Annotated in this window: 21 protein-coding genes and 1 pseudogene; 15 read left to right on the top strand and 7 right to left on the bottom strand. The window is 41.4% G+C overall.

The genetic code is table 11. The annotated features are described in order from the left end of the window. Positions 1-355: 355 nt before the first annotated feature. Positions 356-565: pseudogene (locus BLW54_RS01850) on the bottom strand (transposase); the annotation flags it as partial. A gap of 512 nt (positions 566-1,077) precedes the next feature. Here BLW54_RS01850 and BLW54_RS01845 point away from each other — a divergent pair. Beyond that, positions 1,078-2,322, top strand: a complete 1,245-nt coding sequence (locus BLW54_RS01845) for a transglutaminase-like domain-containing protein (RefSeq protein ID WP_244153477.1) — start codon at positions 1,078-1,080, stop codon at positions 2,320-2,322. 256 nt (positions 2,323-2,578) lie between these two features. On the opposite strand, the gene BLW54_RS01840 is transcribed toward BLW54_RS01845, so the two are convergent. From BLW54_RS01840 to BLW54_RS01830, 3 genes are read right to left on the bottom strand one after another with little or no spacing between them, the layout of a single operon-like run. Next, positions 2,579-3,508 carry an ABC transporter substrate-binding protein gene (locus tag BLW54_RS01840; RefSeq protein WP_083391477.1) on the bottom strand — a complete coding sequence of 310 codons (930 nt, stop codon included), beginning with the start codon at positions 3,506-3,508 and terminating at the stop codon, positions 2,579-2,581. Positions 3,509-3,548: 40 nt separating this feature from the next. Then, positions 3,549-4,346 carry a heme ABC transporter ATP-binding protein gene (locus BLW54_RS01835; RefSeq protein ID WP_074733100.1) on the bottom strand — a complete coding sequence of 266 codons (798 nt, stop codon included), beginning with the start codon at positions 4,344-4,346 and terminating at the stop codon, positions 3,549-3,551. An 11-nt stretch (positions 4,347-4,357) separates the two neighbouring features. After that, on the bottom strand, positions 4,358-5,431 hold the full coding sequence (locus BLW54_RS01830; RefSeq protein ID WP_083391454.1) for a FecCD family ABC transporter permease: 1,074 nt from the start codon (positions 5,429-5,431) through the stop codon (positions 4,358-4,360). Positions 5,432-5,810: 379 nt separating this feature from the next. On the opposite strand from BLW54_RS01830, the gene BLW54_RS20895 reads away from it, so the two are divergent. From BLW54_RS20895 to BLW54_RS01785, 10 genes are all read left to right on the top strand, one after another. Then, on the top strand, positions 5,811-6,362 hold the full coding sequence (locus tag BLW54_RS20895) for a sodium:solute symporter family transporter (protein ID WP_244153459.1): 552 nt from the start codon (positions 5,811-5,813) through the stop codon (positions 6,360-6,362). 100 nt (positions 6,363-6,462) lie between these two features. Next, the gene (locus tag BLW54_RS20890; protein ID WP_244153458.1) at positions 6,463-7,380 is read left to right on the top strand and encodes a sodium:solute symporter family transporter; all 918 of its coding nucleotides are present in this window, start codon (positions 6,463-6,465) and stop codon (positions 7,378-7,380) included. Next, positions 7,352-7,594, top strand: a complete 243-nt coding sequence (locus tag BLW54_RS01820; RefSeq protein WP_035506443.1) for a hypothetical protein — start codon at positions 7,352-7,354, stop codon at positions 7,592-7,594. The genes BLW54_RS20890 and BLW54_RS01820 overlap by 29 nt, the downstream gene beginning before the upstream one ends. Before the next feature lie 32 nt (positions 7,595-7,626). Beyond that, positions 7,627-7,929, top strand: coding sequence for an urease subunit gamma (locus BLW54_RS01815; RefSeq protein ID WP_035506441.1), 303 nt, complete (start codon positions 7,627-7,629; stop codon positions 7,927-7,929). Between the two features lie 15 nt (positions 7,930-7,944). Continuing rightward, positions 7,945-8,256, top strand: a complete 312-nt coding sequence (locus BLW54_RS01810) for an urease subunit beta (protein WP_074733099.1) — start codon at positions 7,945-7,947, stop codon at positions 8,254-8,256. Then, the gene (gene ureC, locus BLW54_RS01805) at positions 8,253-9,962 is read left to right on the top strand and encodes an urease subunit alpha (protein WP_074733098.1); all 1,710 of its coding nucleotides are present in this window, start codon (positions 8,253-8,255) and stop codon (positions 9,960-9,962) included. Before BLW54_RS01810 ends, ureC begins: the two co-directional genes overlap by 4 nt. Positions 9,963-9,972: 10 nt before the next feature. Then, the gene (gene ureE / locus BLW54_RS01800; RefSeq protein WP_035506436.1) at positions 9,973-10,419 is read left to right on the top strand and encodes an urease accessory protein UreE; all 447 of its coding nucleotides are present in this window, start codon (positions 9,973-9,975) and stop codon (positions 10,417-10,419) included. Continuing rightward, positions 10,412-11,098: an urease accessory protein UreF gene (locus BLW54_RS01795; protein ID WP_074733097.1), complete on the top strand. Its 687-nt coding sequence runs from the start codon at positions 10,412-10,414 to the stop codon at positions 11,096-11,098. Before ureE ends, BLW54_RS01795 begins: the two co-directional genes overlap by 8 nt. A 36-nt stretch (positions 11,099-11,134) precedes the next feature. Beyond that, positions 11,135-11,749: an urease accessory protein UreG gene (gene ureG / locus BLW54_RS01790; protein WP_035506433.1), complete on the top strand. Its 615-nt coding sequence runs from the start codon at positions 11,135-11,137 to the stop codon at positions 11,747-11,749. After that, positions 11,746-12,558, top strand: coding sequence for an urease accessory protein UreD (locus tag BLW54_RS01785; RefSeq protein WP_074733096.1), 813 nt, complete (start codon positions 11,746-11,748; stop codon positions 12,556-12,558). Before ureG ends, BLW54_RS01785 begins: the two co-directional genes overlap by 4 nt. A 235-nt stretch (positions 12,559-12,793) precedes the next feature. On the opposite strand, the gene larC is transcribed toward BLW54_RS01785, so the two are convergent. The 3 genes from larC to BLW54_RS01770 all read right to left on the bottom strand — a co-directional run bounded on the left by larC (position 12,794) and on the right by BLW54_RS01770 (position 15,981). Further along, positions 12,794-14,041: a nickel pincer cofactor biosynthesis protein LarC gene (gene larC / locus BLW54_RS01780; RefSeq protein WP_074733095.1), complete on the bottom strand. Its 1,248-nt coding sequence runs from the start codon at positions 14,039-14,041 to the stop codon at positions 12,794-12,796. Beyond that, entirely contained in the window at positions 14,038-14,715 is a 678-nt protein-coding gene (gene larB / locus BLW54_RS01775) for a nickel pincer cofactor biosynthesis protein LarB (RefSeq protein WP_074733094.1), read from the bottom strand. The genes larC and larB overlap by 4 nt, the downstream gene beginning before the upstream one ends. A gap of 150 nt (positions 14,716-14,865) precedes the next feature. After that, on the bottom strand, positions 14,866-15,981 hold the full coding sequence (locus BLW54_RS01770; protein WP_074733093.1) for a CdaR family transcriptional regulator: 1,116 nt from the start codon (positions 15,979-15,981) through the stop codon (positions 14,866-14,868). A 150-nt stretch (positions 15,982-16,131) separates the two neighbouring features. Here BLW54_RS01770 and BLW54_RS01765 point away from each other — a divergent pair, with 150 nt between their 5' ends. From BLW54_RS01765 to larE, 4 genes are read left to right on the top strand one after another with little or no spacing between them, the layout of a single operon-like run. Beyond that, a complete protein-coding gene (locus BLW54_RS01765; RefSeq protein ID WP_074733092.1) occupies positions 16,132-17,289 on the top strand; it encodes a glycerate kinase in 1,158 nt (385 codons plus the stop codon). Then, positions 17,286-18,425 carry a 2-keto-3-deoxygluconate permease gene (locus BLW54_RS01760; protein WP_074733091.1) on the top strand — a complete coding sequence of 380 codons (1,140 nt, stop codon included), beginning with the start codon at positions 17,286-17,288 and terminating at the stop codon, positions 18,423-18,425. The genes BLW54_RS01765 and BLW54_RS01760 overlap by 4 nt, the downstream gene beginning before the upstream one ends. 60 nt (positions 18,426-18,485) lie before the next feature. After that, positions 18,486-19,748 carry a nickel-dependent lactate racemase gene (gene larA / locus BLW54_RS01755; RefSeq protein ID WP_074733090.1) on the top strand — a complete coding sequence of 421 codons (1,263 nt, stop codon included), beginning with the start codon at positions 18,486-18,488 and terminating at the stop codon, positions 19,746-19,748. Positions 19,749-19,781: 33 nt separating this feature from the next. After that, the gene (gene larE, locus BLW54_RS01750) at positions 19,782-20,618 is read left to right on the top strand and encodes an ATP-dependent sacrificial sulfur transferase LarE (protein WP_074733089.1); all 837 of its coding nucleotides are present in this window, start codon (positions 19,782-19,784) and stop codon (positions 20,616-20,618) included. The last annotated feature ends 94 nt before the right edge of the window (positions 20,619-20,712 follow it).

The raw sequence follows: 20,712 nt of genomic DNA, 5'->3' as shown, positions 1-20,712 counted from the left end.
TGGTATATTCATAGAAAGAAATCTCTTCCATTTACAAGGAAATAGAAATGTAGATCCCATCCATGTAAAAATATAATGGAAAAGCGAACCCTCTATGTAGAGAGTGTTCGCTTCAGCTTGTAGAGAAACCCCGTGTTTTTCTACAAGCTTTTTTCTTGCCTCCAGGAGCACAGACCATTCCCTTTCCGCGGACGAACGCCCGAGCCTCCTCGTGAAACCCACACTGCGGGGTCTCGGATCGCCCGTTTTTCCGCAGGAGTGTCATGGTCTGTGCTCCTTCGCTCTAGCTTATAGCCAAAAAAGACTCTCCTCCATCTAACTTCCTCTAGCTAAATGGAGGGCAATCTTTTTCATGAATTTGCTGTTCCAATTTACGCTCAGAACGAATGCCATAAATATAACCGATAAACATCATCTTAAATAAAACTACAGGGTCCAACGATGGACGACCGTTATTTTCCGAATAGAAGGAACGGACTTTTTCAGGGATAAAATAGAAATCTATGTATTGATCAATCTTACGAAGTAAGTGGTCTTCAGGCACAAGCTCTTCAATAGTCACCATTTCCAGCTCATTTTGTCAATCATCACCGCCTAAAAGGATTTCTATCTTTAGGGTAACAAATAACAAAAGGTAAATTGAGATCAAAATCAAAAAATAAGGCTGTCGAGAACTTTCTCGACAGCCTGAAGCGAACCTTCTATGTAGAGAGTGTTCGCTTTTTTATGGATACCTTTCCTTTGGGCGGTCCCCAAAAAGTGAACACTTTATGTATTAATCCAAAAGCATGCGAGCTCTTGCGAAGTTCGATGCGAGGCATAAGTTCCAGTATGAATCGATTAGAGACAATTCTATTCTCGAGCGGTATCATATAAATAAAGAAGAAGCTGAAAAAAGGGTACACACCCTCCGAGTAAAGATCAAAAAATCGAAACAGGAATCTTCAGTATTCAAAGAATAATGAAGCAGTTACCTCTCTTTTGGATCTTCGTTCCTTTTATTCAAATGGGCAGGAGCGGGTTCCAAGCTCTATGACTGATTAGCGGAACGAAGGACGGATCTCCCCGTTGGAGGTTGTGGCGGGGATACTTGTTCGATTTCGAAGCAGAAAAGTAGGTGAAGTGGTGAAAAAGGTTAATTATTCATTTCAATATGAAAACCAAACGTCAGATCATGTAAAGGTATGGCTGGCAAACCCGCCAGAAACAGAGAAGCAGACTCTTTTGAAGGAAGAGAAACGGTCCCCTATGCAGGAATACATAGATACGATCGGCAACCGAATCAGCTACTATGAGTTGGCTCCAGGGGAACAGATCGACGCTTCTTATAGTGTTGAACTAAAGGTGGGGGGTGCAGCCGCTTCTTTGACTGAGGAAGAACAGGAGAGATATACACGTTCGACAGCCATGATTCCTGTGAACCAAGTCATTGAGCAGATGGCCGCAGATGTGACGGAAAAGGCCTCCGACAATAGGGAAAAAGCATGGCTATTGTTCCAACACATGATCAAAAATTATACATACAAGTTCCCTGTCAAAGCTCGCGGGGTCGATCACTTTTTGCAGGTGAAAAAAGGGGATTGTGGCGAGTACTCTTTCTTGTATGCTTCTTTATGTCGGTCCCTGGGGATTCCCTGCCGGGTGATGGTTGGTGCTTTTGCGATGGGGAAACACCAGGCCCACGTTTGGAATGAGGTTTACTTGGAAGACGAAGGATGGATACCTGTCGACACGAGTATGGCGTACACAGTAAGGAAACAGTTGTGGCGCTTCTTTTTTTCCTCTATCCGGACCTTACGCTGGCGCAACTACTTTGGGCAGACGGAAAATCAGCGCATCGTTTTTTCCATCGATACCGAACATGTTCCTTCCCCCGCATATCCAGAGGGGAAGGACGAATCGGACCCCTACGAGACGTTCCCGCTGGCTGGTCAATCATTTGCCTGGGGAAAAAGTTCGCTTCATGGGACCATTCCTTATTTCCAGCCGATGTACTTCTATTATCAAGCAGACAAACCATATAAGCTGAAGCGGACAGAAGAGGCACTCGGGTCCTGGGAAGTGAAGGAAGCAGGTGAGCAGAAAAAGTTGCTTGAAGTGCGGAAGATCTCTGGATACTTGGCTTTGTTTCTAGCTCTTGTTTTTTTGTTTACAAGCTGGGAAATCGCCAGTATTCTATTTCCATTTCCCGCGTTCGTCTACTGCCTCAGTTTTTGGGTGAGGAGAGAGCGTCCGCTCTTCTTCTCTATAGCTTCGGGTTTCTTTGGAATCATCAGTCTCCTCGTCACCTTAGCTTTTCTATTGGAATTTTTTGGTACCTGACCCCGCTGCATTAATAGGTAAAGGATAGCGTAATATCAATAGTTTTCTCTTGATGTTACGCTTCTTTTATATTTGGGGTTGTCCTCCAAAAATATCTTTTAAAACCGTGCATCCAACATCATCCCGCTTACATTGCATGCATTCCATCCTACATGGTTAGCAATGAAGTTCCTGTTTTTATCTTTTCTTAACGGGCCCCTCCGTTTCCAAACTAAAAAACTTCATTTTGAACGACTCACCAAATAGAAAGTAACAATTATTCATCAAACAAATCAGGATGGAAACCTTGCGCAAAAGTTTCAACTGAGTAAGCCATTCGATTTCCCGGTAATACACTTTCCAATGAAATAGAAACGAATCTTTCATTTTTTACACTTTCTAATTGAGATAAAACCGGATGATTTTTAATGTCTTCGATCTTCTGCTCTATTGCAGGTTGGTCATAATCGTGAACCAAAATGACATCAGGATCTCTGGATAATACTTCTTCATAACTCACTGTTGCCCATTGCTTGTCCGATAAATCTTTGAAAATGTTCTTTCCGCCAGCTAATTCAATGAGTAATGTTTCAAAGTTGGTACCTCCAGCAGTGAAAACTCCTTCACCGCCACTATCATACACAAGGACTTTGGCAGGGTCCTGTTGTGAAACCTTTTCTTTTATATTCGCAATCCTTTCTTTCTGGTCAGCAACAAAGGCTTCTGCTGTATCTTCTACTTCAAAAATTTTCCCAATATCCAAAATCTCCTGATACATTTCTTCTAACGTGAAAGCTTTATTCACATAGGTTGTAATGCCGTATTCTTCCAATTCTTCAATATTTAAACCCTCTTTGCCGAACTCCCAGTCAATTCCGTATATAAAGTCTGCCCCACTAGTTAATACAGCTTCTCTAGTAGCTGATCCGTATGTCAATTCTGGAATCTGTTCGTAGGCATCTTCATACTCTGGCAATGCCCCTCGACTATGATTGTTTAGACTGTTGCCAGTAATATAATCACTAAGGCCTAAGGCTATGAATAATTCTGTCGTATTTGGGCCTAGCGTTAACACGCTCGTTGGTTTTTGGGTGATCGACAGCTCTCTTCCGTAATTATCGATGGTTAATAATTCTTCAGATTTAGAAACATCATCGTTATCGGTATGTTCTTTGCTAATAGTCTCTTCACATCCTGCTATCATCATGCAGATGCACCCAACCAATAACCATAACCCCCATTTATTTTTATACAACTATATCTTCCCCTTTATTAAAAGTACTTTCTGGTAAGTATGTAATCATTGCTTTTTTTGTTACGGGATGCTGCCTTACATCTGTTTTAATATTAAAAACCTCCTTAATATTTTCAGAAGTTAATATTTCTTCTGGGGTTCCGGATTTATAGATAGAACCGTCTTTCATTACATAGATTCTGTCACAGTACAGTGAAGCGATGTTAAGGTCATGAATGGCGGAGAGTACGGTTGCACCTAATCCCTTGATTACATCGAATATTCTCAGTTGATGATGGATATCCAGATGGTTTGTAGGTTCATCTAATACGAGAAATTCGGTTTGCTGGGATAGTACTCTTGCCAATAGGACTCTCTGCTTTTCACCACCGGAAAGGTATAGATAATTTCTTTCCGCCATATCTGCCATACCTACTGTGTTTAGAGCGTTTTGTATTATTTCTTTGTCCTCTTTCTTGTCGCCTTCGAAAAGTTTTTTGTGTGGGCTTCTTCCCATAGCCACGATTTCGTTTACTGCAAAGTCGAATGGTACTCCATTGTCTTGCCCGATTACACCTAGTTTTTTAGCTATATCTTTTATTTTTAGATCACGATAGTTTTCATGATCTAAGTAAATGGAACCTGAGTCAGGGGTAAGAGCACGATATAAATTTTTTAATAGTGTTGATTTCCCACTGCCATTGGGCCCTATGATTCCGACAAATTCTCCATTATTAACATGAAGCGATATATCATTCAGTATTTTATGATGATTATATGAAAAATTGAGATTTTCTACTTGTAGTTTCATATTTTGTCTCCTTATTTTCTGGCATTTTTTTTCAGTAACCAAATAAAAAAAGGACCTCCAAAGATGGCTGTCAAGACACCAATAGGTAATTCTTCAGGTGCAATAATTAGACGTGCTGCAACATCTGTCCAAACGACTAATATTCCTCCTAAAAAAGCACTAACTGGAAGTACTTTTTTATGATCGGATCCGATTAATAATCTAGTGATATGGGGGATCATTAATCCTACAAAGCCTATCGAACCACTTACGGCAATGGTAACACCTGCTAATAGGGATGCGATCAATACAAGCATCGTTTGGATAACGTTCACATTAAATCCTAATGTCCCAGCTGTTTCGTCTCCTGCTAATAAAGCATTTAGAGCTCGATAATTGAGTAATAAAATAGTCATACATAGAAACATGACTAATAGAGGGAGGGTCAAATACCCCCATTTGGCCCCTGCTAAACTACCTGCCATCCAAAATGTTGCATTGTGTAATCCTAAAGCATTGGGGGCGCTTAACGTAATCAACTTTGTTATTGATTCCATAATAAGACCTATAGCAACCCCTGATAATAATAACTGGGTCATATTAATCTTTCCATTCACTCTTGAGAGAGCATAAACCAACACTATTACGACGACGGCTCCAATAAATGCACTTAAAGACAGGGAATATGTACCTAGGAAGGAAAAAGTACCGAATAACATCCCCAATGTGGCAGTAGCAGATGCCCCGGAAGAGACTCCAAGAATAAATGGATCTGCTAAATGATTTCGTACCAGGGCCTGTAAGGCAACTCCCGTTACAGATAATGAAGCGCCCACTATTAACCCTAATAGGACTCTCGGAAGTCGTAATCCTACTACGATACTTTCCTCCACCTGAGTCCAATCATTTCCCACTGGATTAGATAAAAAAGGAATCTTGCTTATAAGAATTTGTAATACCGTTGTGGTATGTACAGAAACTGGTCCCATTCCTGTCGCAAAAATGATTGTGCCAATCATCAAAAGAACTAAAAACGAAAGGATAACGATCAAATTGGTTTCTTTTAAACCTTTGGGTAGTTGCCGATGCCGTAGGTTATTCAACATTTTTTCCCTTCCTTATACAATCATGAAGTACTATACGCTCAGTCTTAAAAAATAAGGATCTATAAAATCTTCGGTGTTCATCCATTCCATTATTCAACTCCCTTTAATATTAAGAAGTTAACATATTTCTGAATTTCAGAATAGGAAAAATTATTAAACAGGATCTTAGCTTAAGAGAAGTTTATTAGGAAACAAATAAGAGATTGTGAGAATGCTTAAGTCCACACGAATTTTTTATAAATAGACATGAAACCAGGTGTGATTTAAGTGACAACGCTTACTTATCCTCTCTTATGTTAGGTTTCCTAACATAATATGTTGACTATCTTACATAGTGTGTTACATTATTCAGTATATTGAAAATATTTGGAGGGTGTTTATGTTACCATCTTATGTTGGTTATGGGCTGTTATTGGTTTTTGGATTGTTCTTTACTCTCATCACTTTTGTCATGCAGCGAAGAAAGAAACAGGCCATGACTGCTGAGCAATTCAGTACGGCAGGTAGAAGTGTTGGGGTTGGATTAGCGAGTGCTTCTATTATTGCTGCTTGGACGTGGGCAGCAACCTTGATGATGTCTTCTTCCACAGGGTATCAATATGGGATTAGCGGTCCCTATTGGTATGCCGCAGGTGCTTGTATTCAAGTGTTATTATTTGCGATTGTTGCGATCAACTTGAAAAAGCGAGCCCCTAATGCCCACACGTTTTTAGAGTTCATTGGCCAGCGATTCGATAAGAAAAACCACCGCTTAATTATGGGGTTTGCTTTAATGACCAATATTCTCGTGACGTCCATGGTCGTTCTTGGTGGAGCGATTGCTTTAAACTCTCTCACGGGGATGAACATTTATGTAGCTGCCTTTCTGATTCCTCTCACCTTCACGATTTACACCATGATCGGTGGACTAAAAAGCCTCTTTTATTGCTGACTACTTTAATACGGTCATGATTTTTACCATCCTTGCTATTTTCGCTACCGTTGTTTATGTCAAATTTGGAATTGACCCTATATATGAAGGTTTAAGCAGCATGCCGTCTTCTGATTCCATGCTTACCATGGCTTCTGTATCTGGTCTGTTTTTCGGAATGATTAATATCATAGGAAACTTTGGTGCGGTTTTCGTTGATCAGGCGTATTGGCAGAGGGCCATTGCAAGTAAAGATAGTGCAGCATCCAGAGCATACATATACGGTGGAATTTCGTGGTTTTCCATTCCGTTTGCGATTGCCACGTTTCTTGGAGTAAGTGCTGCAGGTCTTGGTATTACGGTTGGAACCCCTGATTCTGTCGCTCCGGAAATGGCTGCCCACCTGCTTGGCGGTGTAGGATCGATCTTGTTTCTGGCCATGTTGTTCATGGCGGTTATGTCTACAGGAGCTGCTGAACTAACAGCGATTACAAATATTATTGTTACAGATATTTACCGGAAATCGATAAACCCTAAAGCGAGCAGTGACAGGCTATTGAATGTCTCCCGAAAAGTTACGTTAGGGTTTGGTTTGATGATGGGTGTCCTTTCAATTCTGTTGTTTAAAGTAGGTATCGGTTTAGGATGGGTTTATATGGCTATGGGGATTTTTGTAAGTGGAGCGGTCATTCCAGTAACTTTGGGACTGCTTTGGAAAAAGGCAACAAATGAAGGGACCTTCTATGGTGCTTCCGCGGGACTGGTTCTTGGGGTAACCGCATGGTTTACTTCTGCTTACCTTCTCTTCGGAGAGATTAGTATCCGTTCGTTAGGAGAACTTCAATCGATGTTTTTTGGTAATATTACCGTTTTTCTTGTAAGTGGAACGATTTCCATTGGCCATGCGTTGATGTCGAATCAAGAGTTTGATTTTGAATCGCTAAAAGGTAAGTTCCGTAGCTTTGATGATGAGGAGAATGATGACGAAATCATAGAGGAGGAAATAATGTATGAAGGGAAACAAGCATCAGCTAAGTGAAGACGCGAAACTATGTAAAAGATGGGCCTTCGGGTTGACGGCATTACTGATTATTGGTTTCCCTGGGGTTATGTTCCTCACAGGTTACTCCTATAGCCTCGAGTTTTTCAAAGGGTGGACCTATCTATCGTTTAGCTGGCTGATTATTGCGGGGCTATATATTGCGTTTCGTCCTGTCGTTGAATATATGCAAGGAAAGGATGGACAGCCGTAAGGAAACCTTTTGGACAGAGAGGAGGTGAAAGTGTGAAGCTAACGTCTAGAGAGATGGAAAAGCTCATGGTGGTGACGGCGGCTGACCTTGCCCGGAGGCGCCAGGGGAGAGGATTGAAGCTCAATTATCCGGAAGCGGTCGCTATTATTACATATGAAGTGGTCGAAGGAGCGCGTGACGGCAAATCAGTAGCCGAGTTGATGCAATATGGCGCCACGATTCTGGAGAGAGAAGATGTCTTGGAAGGTATTCCGGAGATGATTCCCGATATTCAAGTGGAAGCGACGTTTCCGGATGGGGTAAAACTTGTGACTATACATGATCCGATTCGCTGAGAAGGAGGTTGAACGATGATACCAGGAGAGTTTTTATTACGAAAAGAGCCGATTGTTTGTAATGAAGGAAAAGAAGTCGTCAAAGTCAATGTATTGAATCGAGGAGACCGCCCCGTCCAAACCGGTTCCCACTTTCATTTTTATGAAGTGAATCCCTACTTGCAATTCAACCGGGAGCAAGCGAAAGGAAGGCATTTAAATATTCCGGCAGGCACGGCTGTTCGTTTTGAACCAGGCGATGAAAAAGAAGTAGATCTGGTTGCGTTTTCCGGTGAAAGGGAGATTTACGGTTTGAGTAATCAGTTCAATGGGAGGGCTGATCTATGAGTTTTGAAATGTCGCGAAAACAGTATGCGGAGATGTTCGGTCCTACTACGGGGGATGCCATTCGCTTGGCGGATACGGAATTATTCATTGAAGTGGAAAAGGATTATACGACATACGGAGATGAAGTGAAGTTCGGCGGTGGTAAAGTGATCAGGGATGGTATGGGACAGCATCCGTTAGCTACAAGCGAAGAGGCTGTGGATCTTGTCATTACCAATGCCGTTATCCTGGATCATTCAGGCATTTTTAAAGCGGATATCGGTGTAAAGGAAGGCTGGATCTCAGCTATTGGGAAAGCAGGAAATCCTTTGCTGATGGACGATATAGATTTTGTGATTGGGGCTTCAACGGAAGTCGTAGCAGCGGAAGGAATGATTGTGACTGCAGGCGGGATTGATGCGCATATTCACTTTGTCGCTCCGCAGCAAATTGAAACAGCTCTTTCCTCAGGGATCACTACCATGATCGGAGGAGGCACAGGCCCTGCTACTGGAACGAAAGCAACTACTTGTACGCCAGGTCCATGGAATATCCATCGGATGCTTGAAGCAGCGGATGAATATCCGATGAATCTAGGATTTTTAGGAAAAGGGAATTCTTCTAGTGAAGAGGCCATTCAAGAGCAAGTGGAAGCGGGAGCTGTAGGGTTAAAGCTTCATGAAGATTGGGGGACGACAGCTTCATCTATTGATACGTGTTTACGTGTTGCTGATCGAAATGATGTTCAGGTTGCTATACATACCGATACATTGAATGAAGGAGGTTTTGTTGAACATACGCTTCAAGCGATCGATGATCGAGTCATCCATACCTATCATACCGAAGGAGCAGGAGGAGGACACGCCCCCGATATTATTGAAGCGGCCAGTTATCCGAATATACTCCCTTCCTCTACGAATCCAACCAGGCCTTATACGGTTAACACACTTGAAGAACATTTGGACATGTTGATGGTTTGTCACCACTTGGATCCAAGTGTACCGGAGGATATCGCTTTTGCGGATTCCCGTATTCGAAAAGAGACGATCGCTGCTGAAGATATCCTTCATGACCTCGGGGTATTCAGCATGATTTCATCCGATTCTCAGGCCATGGGACGTGTAGGAGAAGTTATTATCCGTACGTGGCAAACAGCGGATAAAATGAAAAAGCAGCGCGGATTTTTAGAAGGGGACCACGACAAGAAAGACAACTTTCGAGCCAAAAGATACATTGCTAAATATACGATCAATCCGGCCATCACACATGGGATTTCTGAATATGTCGGATCAGTGGAAAGTGGAAAGTTGGCTGATTTAGTGCTGTGGGATCCAAAGTTTTTTGGTGTGAAGCCAGAACTGATTATTAAAGGGGGGATGATTGCTCATAGCCTGATGGGAGATCCAAACGCAAGCATTCCTACTCCCCAACCTGTATTTTATAGAGAAATGTTCGGTTCTCACGGCCAAGCGAAAAACAAAACATCGTTGACGTTCGTATCAACAAAGGCTTATGAGAGCAGCTTGCATGAAGAACTGGGGTTGAAGAAGCGGGTACGCCCGATTTCCGGTGTGCGAAATTTAACGAAACGATCGATGATTCATAATGGAGAAACACCAAAAATCGAAGTTGACCCACAAACCTATGTGGTAAAAGTAGATGGACAGGTCATTGATTGTGAACCTGCGGAAACGGTTCCATTGGCACAACGATATTTCTTATTTTGAGGTGAAGGAAATGATTATTGAAAACATTGTTGGGAACGTAGCTACTTTAGAGAAACGAGCTCCTCATATAGAATACGTATTCTTGGAAAGCGATCAGTTAGTCAAAAGAATACAGCGCATGACAACGGATCATGGCAATGAGATTGGAATGAGATTATCTAAAAATGAAGAGCTTTCGGACGGAGATGTATTGTATATGGATGAAAAAAATATGGTCGTCATTTCTGTGAAAAAGGATGATGTCTTAGTCATCAGCCCAACAAGTATGCAGCAAATGGGGGATATCGCTCACCAGCTGGGGAATCGTCATTTGCCCGCCCAGTTTGAAGGGGAAGAAATGATCGTCCAGTACGATTACTTGATCGAGGAATTACTGCAAGAGTTAGGTATTCCGCATAAACGAGAAAAGAGAAAGGTGCCTGAGCCTTTCCGCTATATTGGACATCACCATGACTAACGGACTGATGCCGCTTTTGCAGCTGAGTGACTCTCAATTTCCCTCGGGAGCCTTTTCTCATTCTTTCGGATTTGAAACGTATATTCAAGAGGATGTAGTGACGGGAACGGAGAGCTTTAAGCAAGCACTGATGGTCTTTTTAAAGAAGCAGTTGATCTACAATGATGGACTCGCTTGCCGTCTAGCTTATGAAAGTATAGAAAATGGCAGCGCTGAGGACCTTTTAGAAATCGATCATGTTTTGTTCGCTACTTGCGTAGCGCGAGAGACAAGAGAAGGAAACCGGAAGATGGGAGAACGTATGGCCAAGCTGTTCATGGAATTATATCCTTCGACTAATTTGAGCGAATACTTGTCTTGGATCAAGGAAAAGAAAGCTTATGGCCATCCTTCGGTAGTTCTAGCAGCCGTTTATCATTCACTGGACATTTCTAAAAAAGTGGCAGTGGAGACATTCTTGTTCACAAACTTGTCTTCTCTTGTGCAAAATGCGGTCAGGGGGATACCGATCGGGCAGACCGACGGGCAAAGGGTTTTAGTAGACCTGCAGCCTATCGTGGAAGAAGCGGTCCAAATAATTATGAATCTATCATCAGAAGATTTAGGGGCGGGGAGTCCTGGGCTTGAAATTGCTCAAATGCATCATGAACGTTTGAATGTGCGGCTGTTCATGTCTTAAATGACATCTAAATAAATATAAAAGGAGTGGGGTATTATGGAACCGATTTGTATTGGAGTTGGAGGTCCTGTCGGTGCAGGAAAAACGATGCTTGTAGAGAGAATAACACGGGACCTTAAGGATGAATTGAGTATGGCTGTCATCACGAATGATATCTATACAAAAGAGGATGCTTTGTTTCTTTTGAAAAATGGGGTATTGGAAGATGATCGAGTCATTGGAGTCGAAACGGGCGGATGCCCTCATACGGCGATACGAGAAGATGCTTCCATGAATTTTTCAGCCATTGATGAATTGAAGGAGCGCCACAGTGATCTCGATTTAATTTTTGTTGAAAGTGGCGGTGATAACTTAGCAGCAACCTTCAGTCCTGAACTGGTGGACTTCTCGATTTATATTATCGACGTAGCTCAAGGAGAAAAAATTCCGAGGAAGAATGGCCAGGGCATGATCAAATCGGATTTATTTGTTGTAAATAAAACAGACCTTGCTCCCTATGTAGGGGCAAACCTGGATATTATGAGACAAGATACAATCAAAGCGAGAGGAGAAAAGCCTTTTGTTTTCACAAACTTAAAGACACAAGATGGTTTGGATGAAGTGATCGATTGGATAAAATCTAACGCCTTTCTTAAAGGATTGAAAGCATGAGTGAAACGGGTCTTCTTAACCTTGAGGTGAAGAACCGCAATTCGAGGACCATGATTCATGGATATTATGAAGGAGCGTTTAAATATACGCGCCCTGTTCGCCTCGATGATGATTCCTTGTCAGTCTACCTTATTCATGTAGGTGGTGGGTATGTCGACGGGGATACATACGGATCTACAATTAAATTGGAAGAAGGAGCGGAACTGGCGGTCACAAGTCAAGCCTCCACAAAGGTTTATAAATCACCTTCGAAGCCAGTGGAACAGCGTACGACGATACAGTTAGGCGCGGAGAGTGTCCTTGAGTATTATTTAGATCCATTGATTTTGTATAAGGGAGCCAAGTTTATCCAAGAGACGATGGTTGAGATGGAACATAACTCCTCTTTCTTTTACAGCGATATCATTACTCCGGGCTGGTCTGAAGATGGATCGAACTTCCAATACGACTGGATGAGGAACAAATTGAAAGTCTACCAAAATGGAAAGCTCGTTTTGTTTGATCACCTTTTACTAGAACCGGATGATGAACTGGAAGGGGTGTTACAGTTAGAGGGGCACACACATGTAGGCTCTTTCATTATTTTTCATCCGAAAGCTTCTCGTGAATTTGGTGAATGGTTATATGAAAGTGTTATCGGGGCTCACCCTCATGTCCGTATCGGAATTTCTAACATGGAAGATAATGGGGTTGTAGTGAGGATTTTAGATAATCGTACACAGACAATGGAGAGGATTATCTCGCATATCCACACCTTTGCAAGAAAAGAATTATTAGGTAAAGGGGAGATTTCCTGGAGGAAATATTGATTGGAGGTTTGATCAATGGATGGATTAGAGTTGTTTTCAGTACTGGATCAAGCTAGCAAATTTTGTGATAAAAGAGGCGATCAACAATCGCCTCTTTTAAATATAGATCTATCTTATACGTCATAAACGTAAATTAGATGTGGTGGTGAGTCTTTCGATTTACAATACATGTTTAATTTTTCTAAATTTAAGGGTTACAGTTGTCAGTCCAAGAGGTGTTATATATATCTTATTTTTATAGTAGAGACTCTTCTTTTATTAATTGCATTGCACTAAGGTTTACTTCTGAATAAACCTTCCTCAGTGGAATGTTATTCTTTAGCGCCATTTCTTTTGCATCTTCAAATTCGGGGGTGACTTTGTAAACGTGTTTGCCCTTAAACCCTATTTTAACTTTGACCAATCCATAAACAGTTTCTACCTGATCCATTCGTCTGGAAAGGATAGATCGCTCGCATTCCACTCTCCGCACACCAAATGTACTTGTTTCCCTTAAGAGGAGATCTTCGAACATTAACGAATGTTCCGGTTTTACAAGTAAAGTGATTAATGTGCCAGGACGACTCTTTTTCATTGTTACCGGGGTGTAATAGATGTCTAGAGCTCCCATGCCTAATGCTTTTTCCATTACATACCCGAGTGTTTCCCCTTCCATATCATCTAACTGGCACTCTAGTACGTTAATACGTTCGCGGGTAGTATCGAGATCCTCTTTTGTTTGAAAAATGACTGCTCTTAATATATTAGGGTGATCGAAATCTTTCTTACCGGCACCATAACTGATTTTCTTTATTGGCAATGCAGGCAAGTGTCCAAAGTCATCGACTAAAGCTTTTAGGAAAGCAGCCCCGGTGGGAGTGGTCAGCTCACCCTCAGCTTGAAAATCCGCAAGAGGAATACCAGCCAGGATTTCCGCTGTCGCTGGTGCAGGTACTGGGTAAAGTCCATGTGCAATCTGAATTTTACCATATCCCGTAGGGACCGGAGCTGCGCTGATAGTTTCGATCGCTAAACTTTCAAGCGCAAGACAGACTCCAATAATATCCACGATTGAATCCATTGCCCCCACTTCATGAAAATGAACATCCTCAGGGTTCATTCCGTGGATCTTGGCTTCAGCTTCAGCGATTATTTTAAAGATTTTAGTACTTCTCGTTTTGACCCTTTGCGGCAGCATACTTTCATCGATCATACGAAAAATCGAAGAGGCATGCCGGTGGTCATGGTGCTCATGAGAGTGGTCATGGTAATGTGTATCTGGATGGATAGGGTGTTGATGTTTTTCTTCAGGAAATTGTAGAATGAGCTCTGTTGCATGGATACCGTGCTTATTCACTGGATTTGTTTCCATTGTAAAAGGATCAATTGGAAGCTCTCTTAGATGGTCTTTAACGTAGTCGAGATCAGCTCCTAAGTTTATGAGAGCGGAGAGAGTCATATCTCCGGAAATTCCGTACTGACAATCCAAGTATAAGTGATTCATTTTTGTGCCCCCTCGCTGGCTAATTGTAAAATTAGTGCTGCTTGATAGGCAGCACCGAAACCGTTATCAATATTGACTACGCTCATACCAGAGGCACATGATGTAAGCATAGATAAAAGTGGTGTGAGACCTTCCATATGCGCCCCATACCCGACAGAAGTTGGTACTGCAATAACCGGCCGGCGGACCATCCCCCCGACTACACTCGGTAATGCGCCTTCCATACCAGCTACAACAATCAAGACACTCGCATTCGTAATTTCCTCACGGTGAGCGAGTAATCGATCGATTCCAGCTACTCCTACATCATAAATCCTCTTAACAGGACATCCCATCCATTCAGCGGTAAGAGCAGCCTCCTCAGCAACAAACAAATCGGAGGTTCCAGCACAAAGAACAACCATCTCCGATTGATACTGCTGAAGAGGTCTACCGTATAGTAAGATTTGTGGAATAGAGTGGTAGACGGCTTCTGGAAAAAGAGCTGTAAGTTGTTCCGCTTTATCAGCAGAAAGACGAGTCACCATGACCTTTTCATGTCTATCGATTAACAATTGCATGATTTGGTAAATTTGCTCTACAGATTTTCCCTCTCCGTAAATGACTTCTGGATAGCCCGTTCGCCTTTCACGGTCAATATCTACTTTTGAAAAGCCTAAATCTTCAAAACTCATATAGATCACATCCTGTTCTATTTAGATATATAATTTCTACAAGACACCAACAAGTCTTATGAAAAACAATGTAATAAACGAAGAATTTTTACCAGTCGGTACATGGTCTTGTAAATAATATATGAATTATTCTAATTTTTCAAAGTTGACTTAATTATTTTCTAGAGTACTTTTGGTTGGACGGTTGTAAATCCACATGGCCACTTGAAGAATTAGAGCATCTTCGAATTTCTTCGGATCATATCCGGTCTCTTTTACAATATTGTTCATTCGATAAATAAGAGTATTTCGATGAATATACAAATCATTAGCTGTTTGTTGCAGGTTTAAGTTGTTTTTGAAAAAAGAATTCAAGGTTTTAGCTTTGTTGTGATCGATATTTTTTAAAACTCGCTGAGAAAATCTTTTTGTGATTACATCATCGATCTGGTAAAACAAGGCTTTAACTTCGATTTGAGCGAAGGATAGAAGGTCATTGTCTGGATCACTTATTTTTAATGTAATATCACAGTCAAGATAAGATTGACTGAACTTTTCAAGTTCTTGGAAAGTTAGGCTGTAGGACATTCTAAAGACAATGTTTAATCGTTTCATAAGGTGATAGATCGATTTCACTTTATGGAGTGCTGTCTCTTCCTCATGTCCTGAAAGTGCAATAAAAACCCGGTTTACGTTAATAAAACCAACAATAGCTTGGTTATTGCCTATACAGGTTTCTAGTTTTTGTATGAGTTCCCGATTCAGGATAGGCTGTTCTTTAATTTGAAGTACGATTGTGGTAAAGGGGGGAAGAAGCTGTAGGTCAAGCAAGTTTAATCCTCTATGAATATCTTCTAGGGAAGGGGTACTCTTGATTAACTGCTCGAGAATCATTTCCTTCGTCCGCTGCTTCCACTCCATTTGAGAAACGAGGAATTCCTGACGAATCATGAGTTCAGTAGTCATTTTAACAAGGTCTCCAATATTCCCCATTTCTTCTGGGTCGCCCGTAATCCCGATGACTCCAAGAATTTCATTGTTAAAAACAATCGGGAGATTTACCCCAGGCTGGGCACCTACCCACACTTCTTCATCGATTGGATTGATGGTAAGAGGGCTTCTTTTCTTCAATACTTCTACAGCACCTTCATGAATGGATCCAACCCTCCTTTCGTCATGCGCTGCAATTATGATACCTTCCATATTCATTATATTTACATTTCGATTCAATCTTAAAGAGGTTTCCTTGACTATTTCCTCGGCGATTTTTTTTGTCAATCCACTCAAATTATCATCCCTTCTCGTTTTTGTATAATTAATACAAATTAATTATAAAATAAGTGGTTATTTATGTATGGTATGACTATATACAAATTTAGTCAATATTCGTATAATTTTAACTAGTTACTTTGGAAGCGTTTTCTTAGGAGGGTTATTATGAAAATCATCATAGCACCTGATTCATTTAAGGGGAGTATGAGTGCAGTTGAGGCGGCAAACTCAATACACAATGGTATTAAAAAGGCGTTTGCAAATGCGGAAACAGTACTTCTGCCGGTAGGTGATGGGGGAGAAGGGACGATGGAAACTTTAGTGGCAGCAACTGGAGGACATGAGAGAGAGGTAAAGGTTACAGGTCCGCTGGGGAATGATATTTTAGCTACTTTCGGGATACTAGGGGACAGAAAGACATGTGTAATTGAAATGGCCACAGCTTCGGGACTCAAGCTTGTCCCGGAAGGCACTTCTCCATTAAATACAACTACTTACGGAACAGGTCAGCTTATTAAACAAGCACTTGATGATGGATTTACGAACTTCATTTTGGCTATTGGGGGATCTTCTACTAATGATGGGGGAGCCGGCATGCTGCAAGCTCTTGGAATGCAGCTTTTGGACCGTGAGGGAAAAGAAGTACGTTTTGGTGGCGGTGCTCTAGATGAAATCTATGAAATTGATAGAAGTGATTTTGATAAACGTATCAGCTCATGCAGTTTCCTGATTGCTTCCGATGTACAAAATCCACTTATAGGCATTAATGGAGCCTCTTACGTTTTCGGTCCTCAAAAAGGCGCAGGTAAAGAAGAGGTAGAAGTATTAGACAGTAATATGGCGCACTGGGCGGATAAAGTGGAGCAGGTTACAGGAGTACGTTTGCATGATCGCCCAGGTGCCGGGGCAGCTGGTGGGATTGGAGGTTCCTTTCAAGCTTTTTTTCCATCAAAAATGGATCGCGGAATTGATGTAGTACTTGAGTACATCAATATCGTGAAACATCTAGACGGAGCCGATCTGGTTATTACTGGAGAAGGAAGAGTTGACCGCCAGACCATTTCAGGAAAAACACCGATGGGTGTAGCACAGTTTGCCAAGCAAAAAGAAGTACCAACCATTATTATCGGAGGGGCAGTAGGAGAAGGGATTGGTACGCTTTATGATTTTGGTGTTGTTAGTGTAACTAGTATGATGACGAGACCTATGACAATTAAAGAAGCTATGGATGAGGCTGAGGAACTGTTAACAAGCAGCACAGAGCAAGTAGTGAGAGCTTATTTTTATCAAAATCTAGAGAGTAAAAGGAGGATGATATTGTGAGAATTAAAGATACAATTGAGAAAGTACCTGGTGGTCTGATGGTTGTTCCGCTTTTACTTGGTGCATTGCTGAATACCATTGATCAGATGCATATTCCGGCGGTGATGAATGTGTTACAGGCCCTGGGAGCTCCTGAAACCGAGGAAGGTTACTACGAGTTTTTGAGAATCGGCGGGTTTTCACAAGAACTGTTTAAAGACAGTGCTCTGGTACTTATTGCCTTATTTCTTTTCTGTGTAGGAAGTCAGATGAATCTAAAAGTAGGAAAGGTTGCTATTAAAAAAGGTGCACTGATTACCGTTACCAAGTATTTAACGGGGCTCGGTGTGGGAATGGCTTTTGGTTATTTCTTTGATCCGATGAGTGGATTATTTGGCCTTTCCACTCTTGCAATTATTGCTGGAATGACAAATAGTAATAGCGGTATGTACGCAGCATTAACTGGTCAATATGGTAATCGATCGGATGTGGGGGGGTTATCCATACTTGCAATTAATGACGGTCCTTTCTTAACCTTATTATCATTAGGAATCCTCGGAACTTCTTTTCCTATGATTTCATTTATCGCAGTACTTCTTCCGATAACCATTGGAATGGTACTCGGAAATCTTGATCCAAAAATCAGAGAGTTTCTGAGACCGGGAGAAGCAATTACGATTCCATTCTTTGCCTTCTCCTTGGGAGCCGGAATGAATCTAGCAAACTTCTTTAACCCTAGCGTGTTAACAGGTGGACTAACTATCGCTTTCTTAACCGTACTTCTTACAGGTGGAATGGGCATTCTTGCATTTAAGTTGTTTAAAGAAAAGAGTTATATTGCTCCTGTATCGGAAGCATCTACGGCCGGAAACGCAGCTGCTACTCCAGCAGCAGTAGCCGCGGCAGCAGCAGGAGCGGCAGGATCTGGTGCCATGACGCAGGCTGAAGCGGAGGCCATCCAGAATATTGCACCGATAGCAACCGCGCAAATCTCTATATCTACCATTGCGACTGCTTTACTCTGTCCTGTGTTAGTAATTTTAGTAGATAAACTTCAGAGACAGAAAGGGATATACGGTAACCGAGAAGATCTCGGAATCCACTCTGAAAAAAGAGAGACAACAAAAGAAGAGACAAAGAGCGTCGTAAATAATTGATTATTTTATAAATTCAGTAAACGTTATTATGTATTATGATAAAATGCAAGGAGGGAAGTCATGGAAACAGAAATTTTGTATGGAAAAAAAGGTTTGACCGTTGATTTACCAGAAGAATCATTTATTATAGAACCAAAAAATTTACCTAAAATGGAAGATGAAAAGGAGGCAGTATTAAAAGCTCTGAGGGATCCGATTGGAATAGCTCCATTAAAAGAATCGGTCTCTTCAACCGACAAGGTATCTATTGTGATTAGTGATATTACCCGCCCCACCCCCAATCACATCCTGGTTCCATTATTAATTAAAGAGCTGGACCACGTCCCTCTGGAGAATATTGTGATTATTAATGGAACAGGGACTCATCGGGATCAAACGAGGGAAGAATTTATCCAGATGCTAGGCGAGTGGGTCGTAAATAATATTCGAATTGTGAACAATCATTGTCATGAAAAGGATGAACATGTCAATCTTGGTAAAAGCAAGTTTGGATGTGATATTTATCTGAACAAGGAGTATGTGGAATCCGATTTTCGAATTGTCACAGGTTTTATCGAGCCTCACTTTTTCGCTGGTTTTTCTGGCGGCCCTAAAGGAATAATGCCGGGAATCGCTGGGATTGAAACGATTATGACCTTCCATAACGCCCGGATGATTGGTGACCCTCTATCAACTTGGGGGAATATGGTAAACAATCCAGTTCAGGATATGACTCGTGAAATTAACAGTTATTGTAAACCTGATTTTATGCTGAATGTTACTTTAAACCGCGAGAAGGACATCACAGCAGTTTTTGCTGGTGAATTATATGCAGCTCACGATATAGGCTGTGCATTTGCAAAAGAACATTCGATGTATGAATGTGAGGACCGTTTTGATGTTGTCATTGTTTCTAACTCTGGCTATCCGTTAGACCAAAATTTATATCAGGCGGTCAAAGGAATGAGTGCTGCCCACAAGATAGTTAAAGAAGGAGGATCCATCATTGTAGCTTCTGAGTGTTCCGATGGACTACCTAATCATGGAAACTACTCGAAGATTTTTGATATGGCCAATAATCCTCAAGAATTGTTGGACATGATCAACCACCCGGACTTTAAAATGTTTGACCAATGGCAGGTACAGAAGCAAGCCGTGGTACAGGTATGGGCCGATGTCTATATTTACTCAACGCTTACGGATGACCAAGTGAGAGGGGCAATGTTGCATCCAGTCCATTCGATTGAACAGACGCTGCAGGATTTGAAGGGGAAATATGGTGGGGATATGAGTATAGCAGTTCTTCCGTTAGGACCTTTGACAATCCCTTACGTCGAAGAATAAAATTTATATAATATTAAAGGTGGTAAGGATACTATGAATGAGACCCTAAGTGATAAGAACCGTTATTTAAGTGACATTCTCTCCGGGATGAATAGGGTTCTTGTAGCTTTCTCCGGTGGAGTAGACAGTTCTTTAGTGTTAAAACGCGCGCAACAGGAGCTAGGATCTTCCAATGTACTTGCCGTAGTTGTAGCTTCTGAACTATTCCGAAAAGAAGAATTTGAAGGTGCTATTCATTTGGCAATTGATATGGGGGCGCATGTTCACAAGACCGAAATAAATGAACTCGACGTTGAGGAAATTGCCTCAAATAACCCTGATAGTTGGTATTACAGCAAAAAAATGCTCTACAAGCATTTAAATCAACTAGCTGATGAATGGGGTTATGATTATGTCCTGGATGGAATGATCATGGATGATTTAAAAGACTTTCGTCCAGGTTTAAAGGCAAGAAATGAATTAGGGATTCGAAGTGTACTTGAGGAATCAAACATGTATAAGGATGAAGTTCGTGAATTATCTAAGCACCTTGAATTGCCAGTTTGGGATAAACCTGCTTCGTGTAGTCTAGCTTCTCGTATTCCCTATGGAACTAGATTAGATAAGGAAAAAATTAAGCAGGTCGACCAAGCTGAAAGGTTTGTTGCACAACTTGGTTTCGACCCAGTGCGTATTCGTCATCACGGGAGTATAGCGCGAATAGAAGTGATGCCTGAAAAAATAGAAGAACTATTGATTTATCGAGGGCAGATTCAAGCAGAGCTCCAATCTATTGGATTTAAATACGTATCCATAGACCTTGAAGGTTACAGAACGGGAAGCATGAATGAAGTTTTGGAAGAAAAGTCAATTGATAAAGTTGTTAGTTAGAATAAGAATACGCTATGAATTTATGCCTGTTTCGAAATTTTATTTCGAGGCAGGATTTTTTTATTGCCTAAACGTTACCCGTAATGGTTTATAA

It is taken from the genome of Halobacillus karajensis, assembly GCF_900108515.1.
GTDB lineage: Bacteria > Bacillota > Bacilli > Bacillales > Halobacillaceae > Halobacillus > Halobacillus karajensis.
The sequence above is the reverse complement of the archived record's forward strand: the minus strand, read 5'-3'. Positions and strand labels throughout refer to the sequence as shown.

Coding starts and splice junctions, on each gene's coding strand:
- BLW54_RS01840 (WP_083391477.1), bottom strand. CDS start 3,508: ATGATGATAGCAGGATGTGAAGAGACTATTAGCAAAGAACATACCGAT.
- BLW54_RS01785 (WP_074733096.1), top strand. CDS start 11,746: ATGAGTGAAACGGGTCTTCTTAACCTTGAGGTGAAGAACCGCAATTCG.
- BLW54_RS01765 (WP_074733092.1), top strand. CDS start 16,132: ATGAAAATCATCATAGCACCTGATTCATTTAAGGGGAGTATGAGTGCA.
- BLW54_RS20890 (WP_244153458.1), top strand. CDS start 6,463: ATGCCGTCTTCTGATTCCATGCTTACCATGGCTTCTGTATCTGGTCTG.
- BLW54_RS01820 (WP_035506443.1), top strand. CDS start 7,352: ATGAAGGGAAACAAGCATCAGCTAAGTGAAGACGCGAAACTATGTAAA.
- BLW54_RS01795 (WP_074733097.1), top strand. CDS start 10,412: ATGACTAACGGACTGATGCCGCTTTTGCAGCTGAGTGACTCTCAATTT.
- ureG (WP_035506433.1), top strand. CDS start 11,135: ATGGAACCGATTTGTATTGGAGTTGGAGGTCCTGTCGGTGCAGGAAAA.
- ureC (WP_074733098.1), top strand. CDS start 8,253: ATGAGTTTTGAAATGTCGCGAAAACAGTATGCGGAGATGTTCGGTCCT.
- larA (WP_074733090.1), top strand. CDS start 18,486: ATGGAAACAGAAATTTTGTATGGAAAAAAAGGTTTGACCGTTGATTTA.
- larB (WP_074733094.1), bottom strand. CDS start 14,715: ATGAGTTTTGAAGATTTAGGCTTTTCAAAAGTAGATATTGACCGTGAA.
- larE (WP_074733089.1), top strand. CDS start 19,782: ATGAATGAGACCCTAAGTGATAAGAACCGTTATTTAAGTGACATTCTC.
- BLW54_RS01830 (WP_083391454.1), bottom strand. CDS start 5,431: ATGTTGAATAACCTACGGCATCGGCAACTACCCAAAGGTTTAAAAGAA.
- ureE (WP_035506436.1), top strand. CDS start 9,973: ATGATTATTGAAAACATTGTTGGGAACGTAGCTACTTTAGAGAAACGA.
- BLW54_RS01810 (WP_074733099.1), top strand. CDS start 7,945: ATGATACCAGGAGAGTTTTTATTACGAAAAGAGCCGATTGTTTGTAAT.
- larC (WP_074733095.1), bottom strand. CDS start 14,041: ATGAATCACTTATACTTGGATTGTCAGTACGGAATTTCCGGAGATATG.
- BLW54_RS01835 (WP_074733100.1), bottom strand. CDS start 4,346: ATGAAACTACAAGTAGAAAATCTCAATTTTTCATATAATCATCATAAA.
- BLW54_RS20895 (WP_244153459.1), top strand. CDS start 5,811: ATGTTACCATCTTATGTTGGTTATGGGCTGTTATTGGTTTTTGGATTG.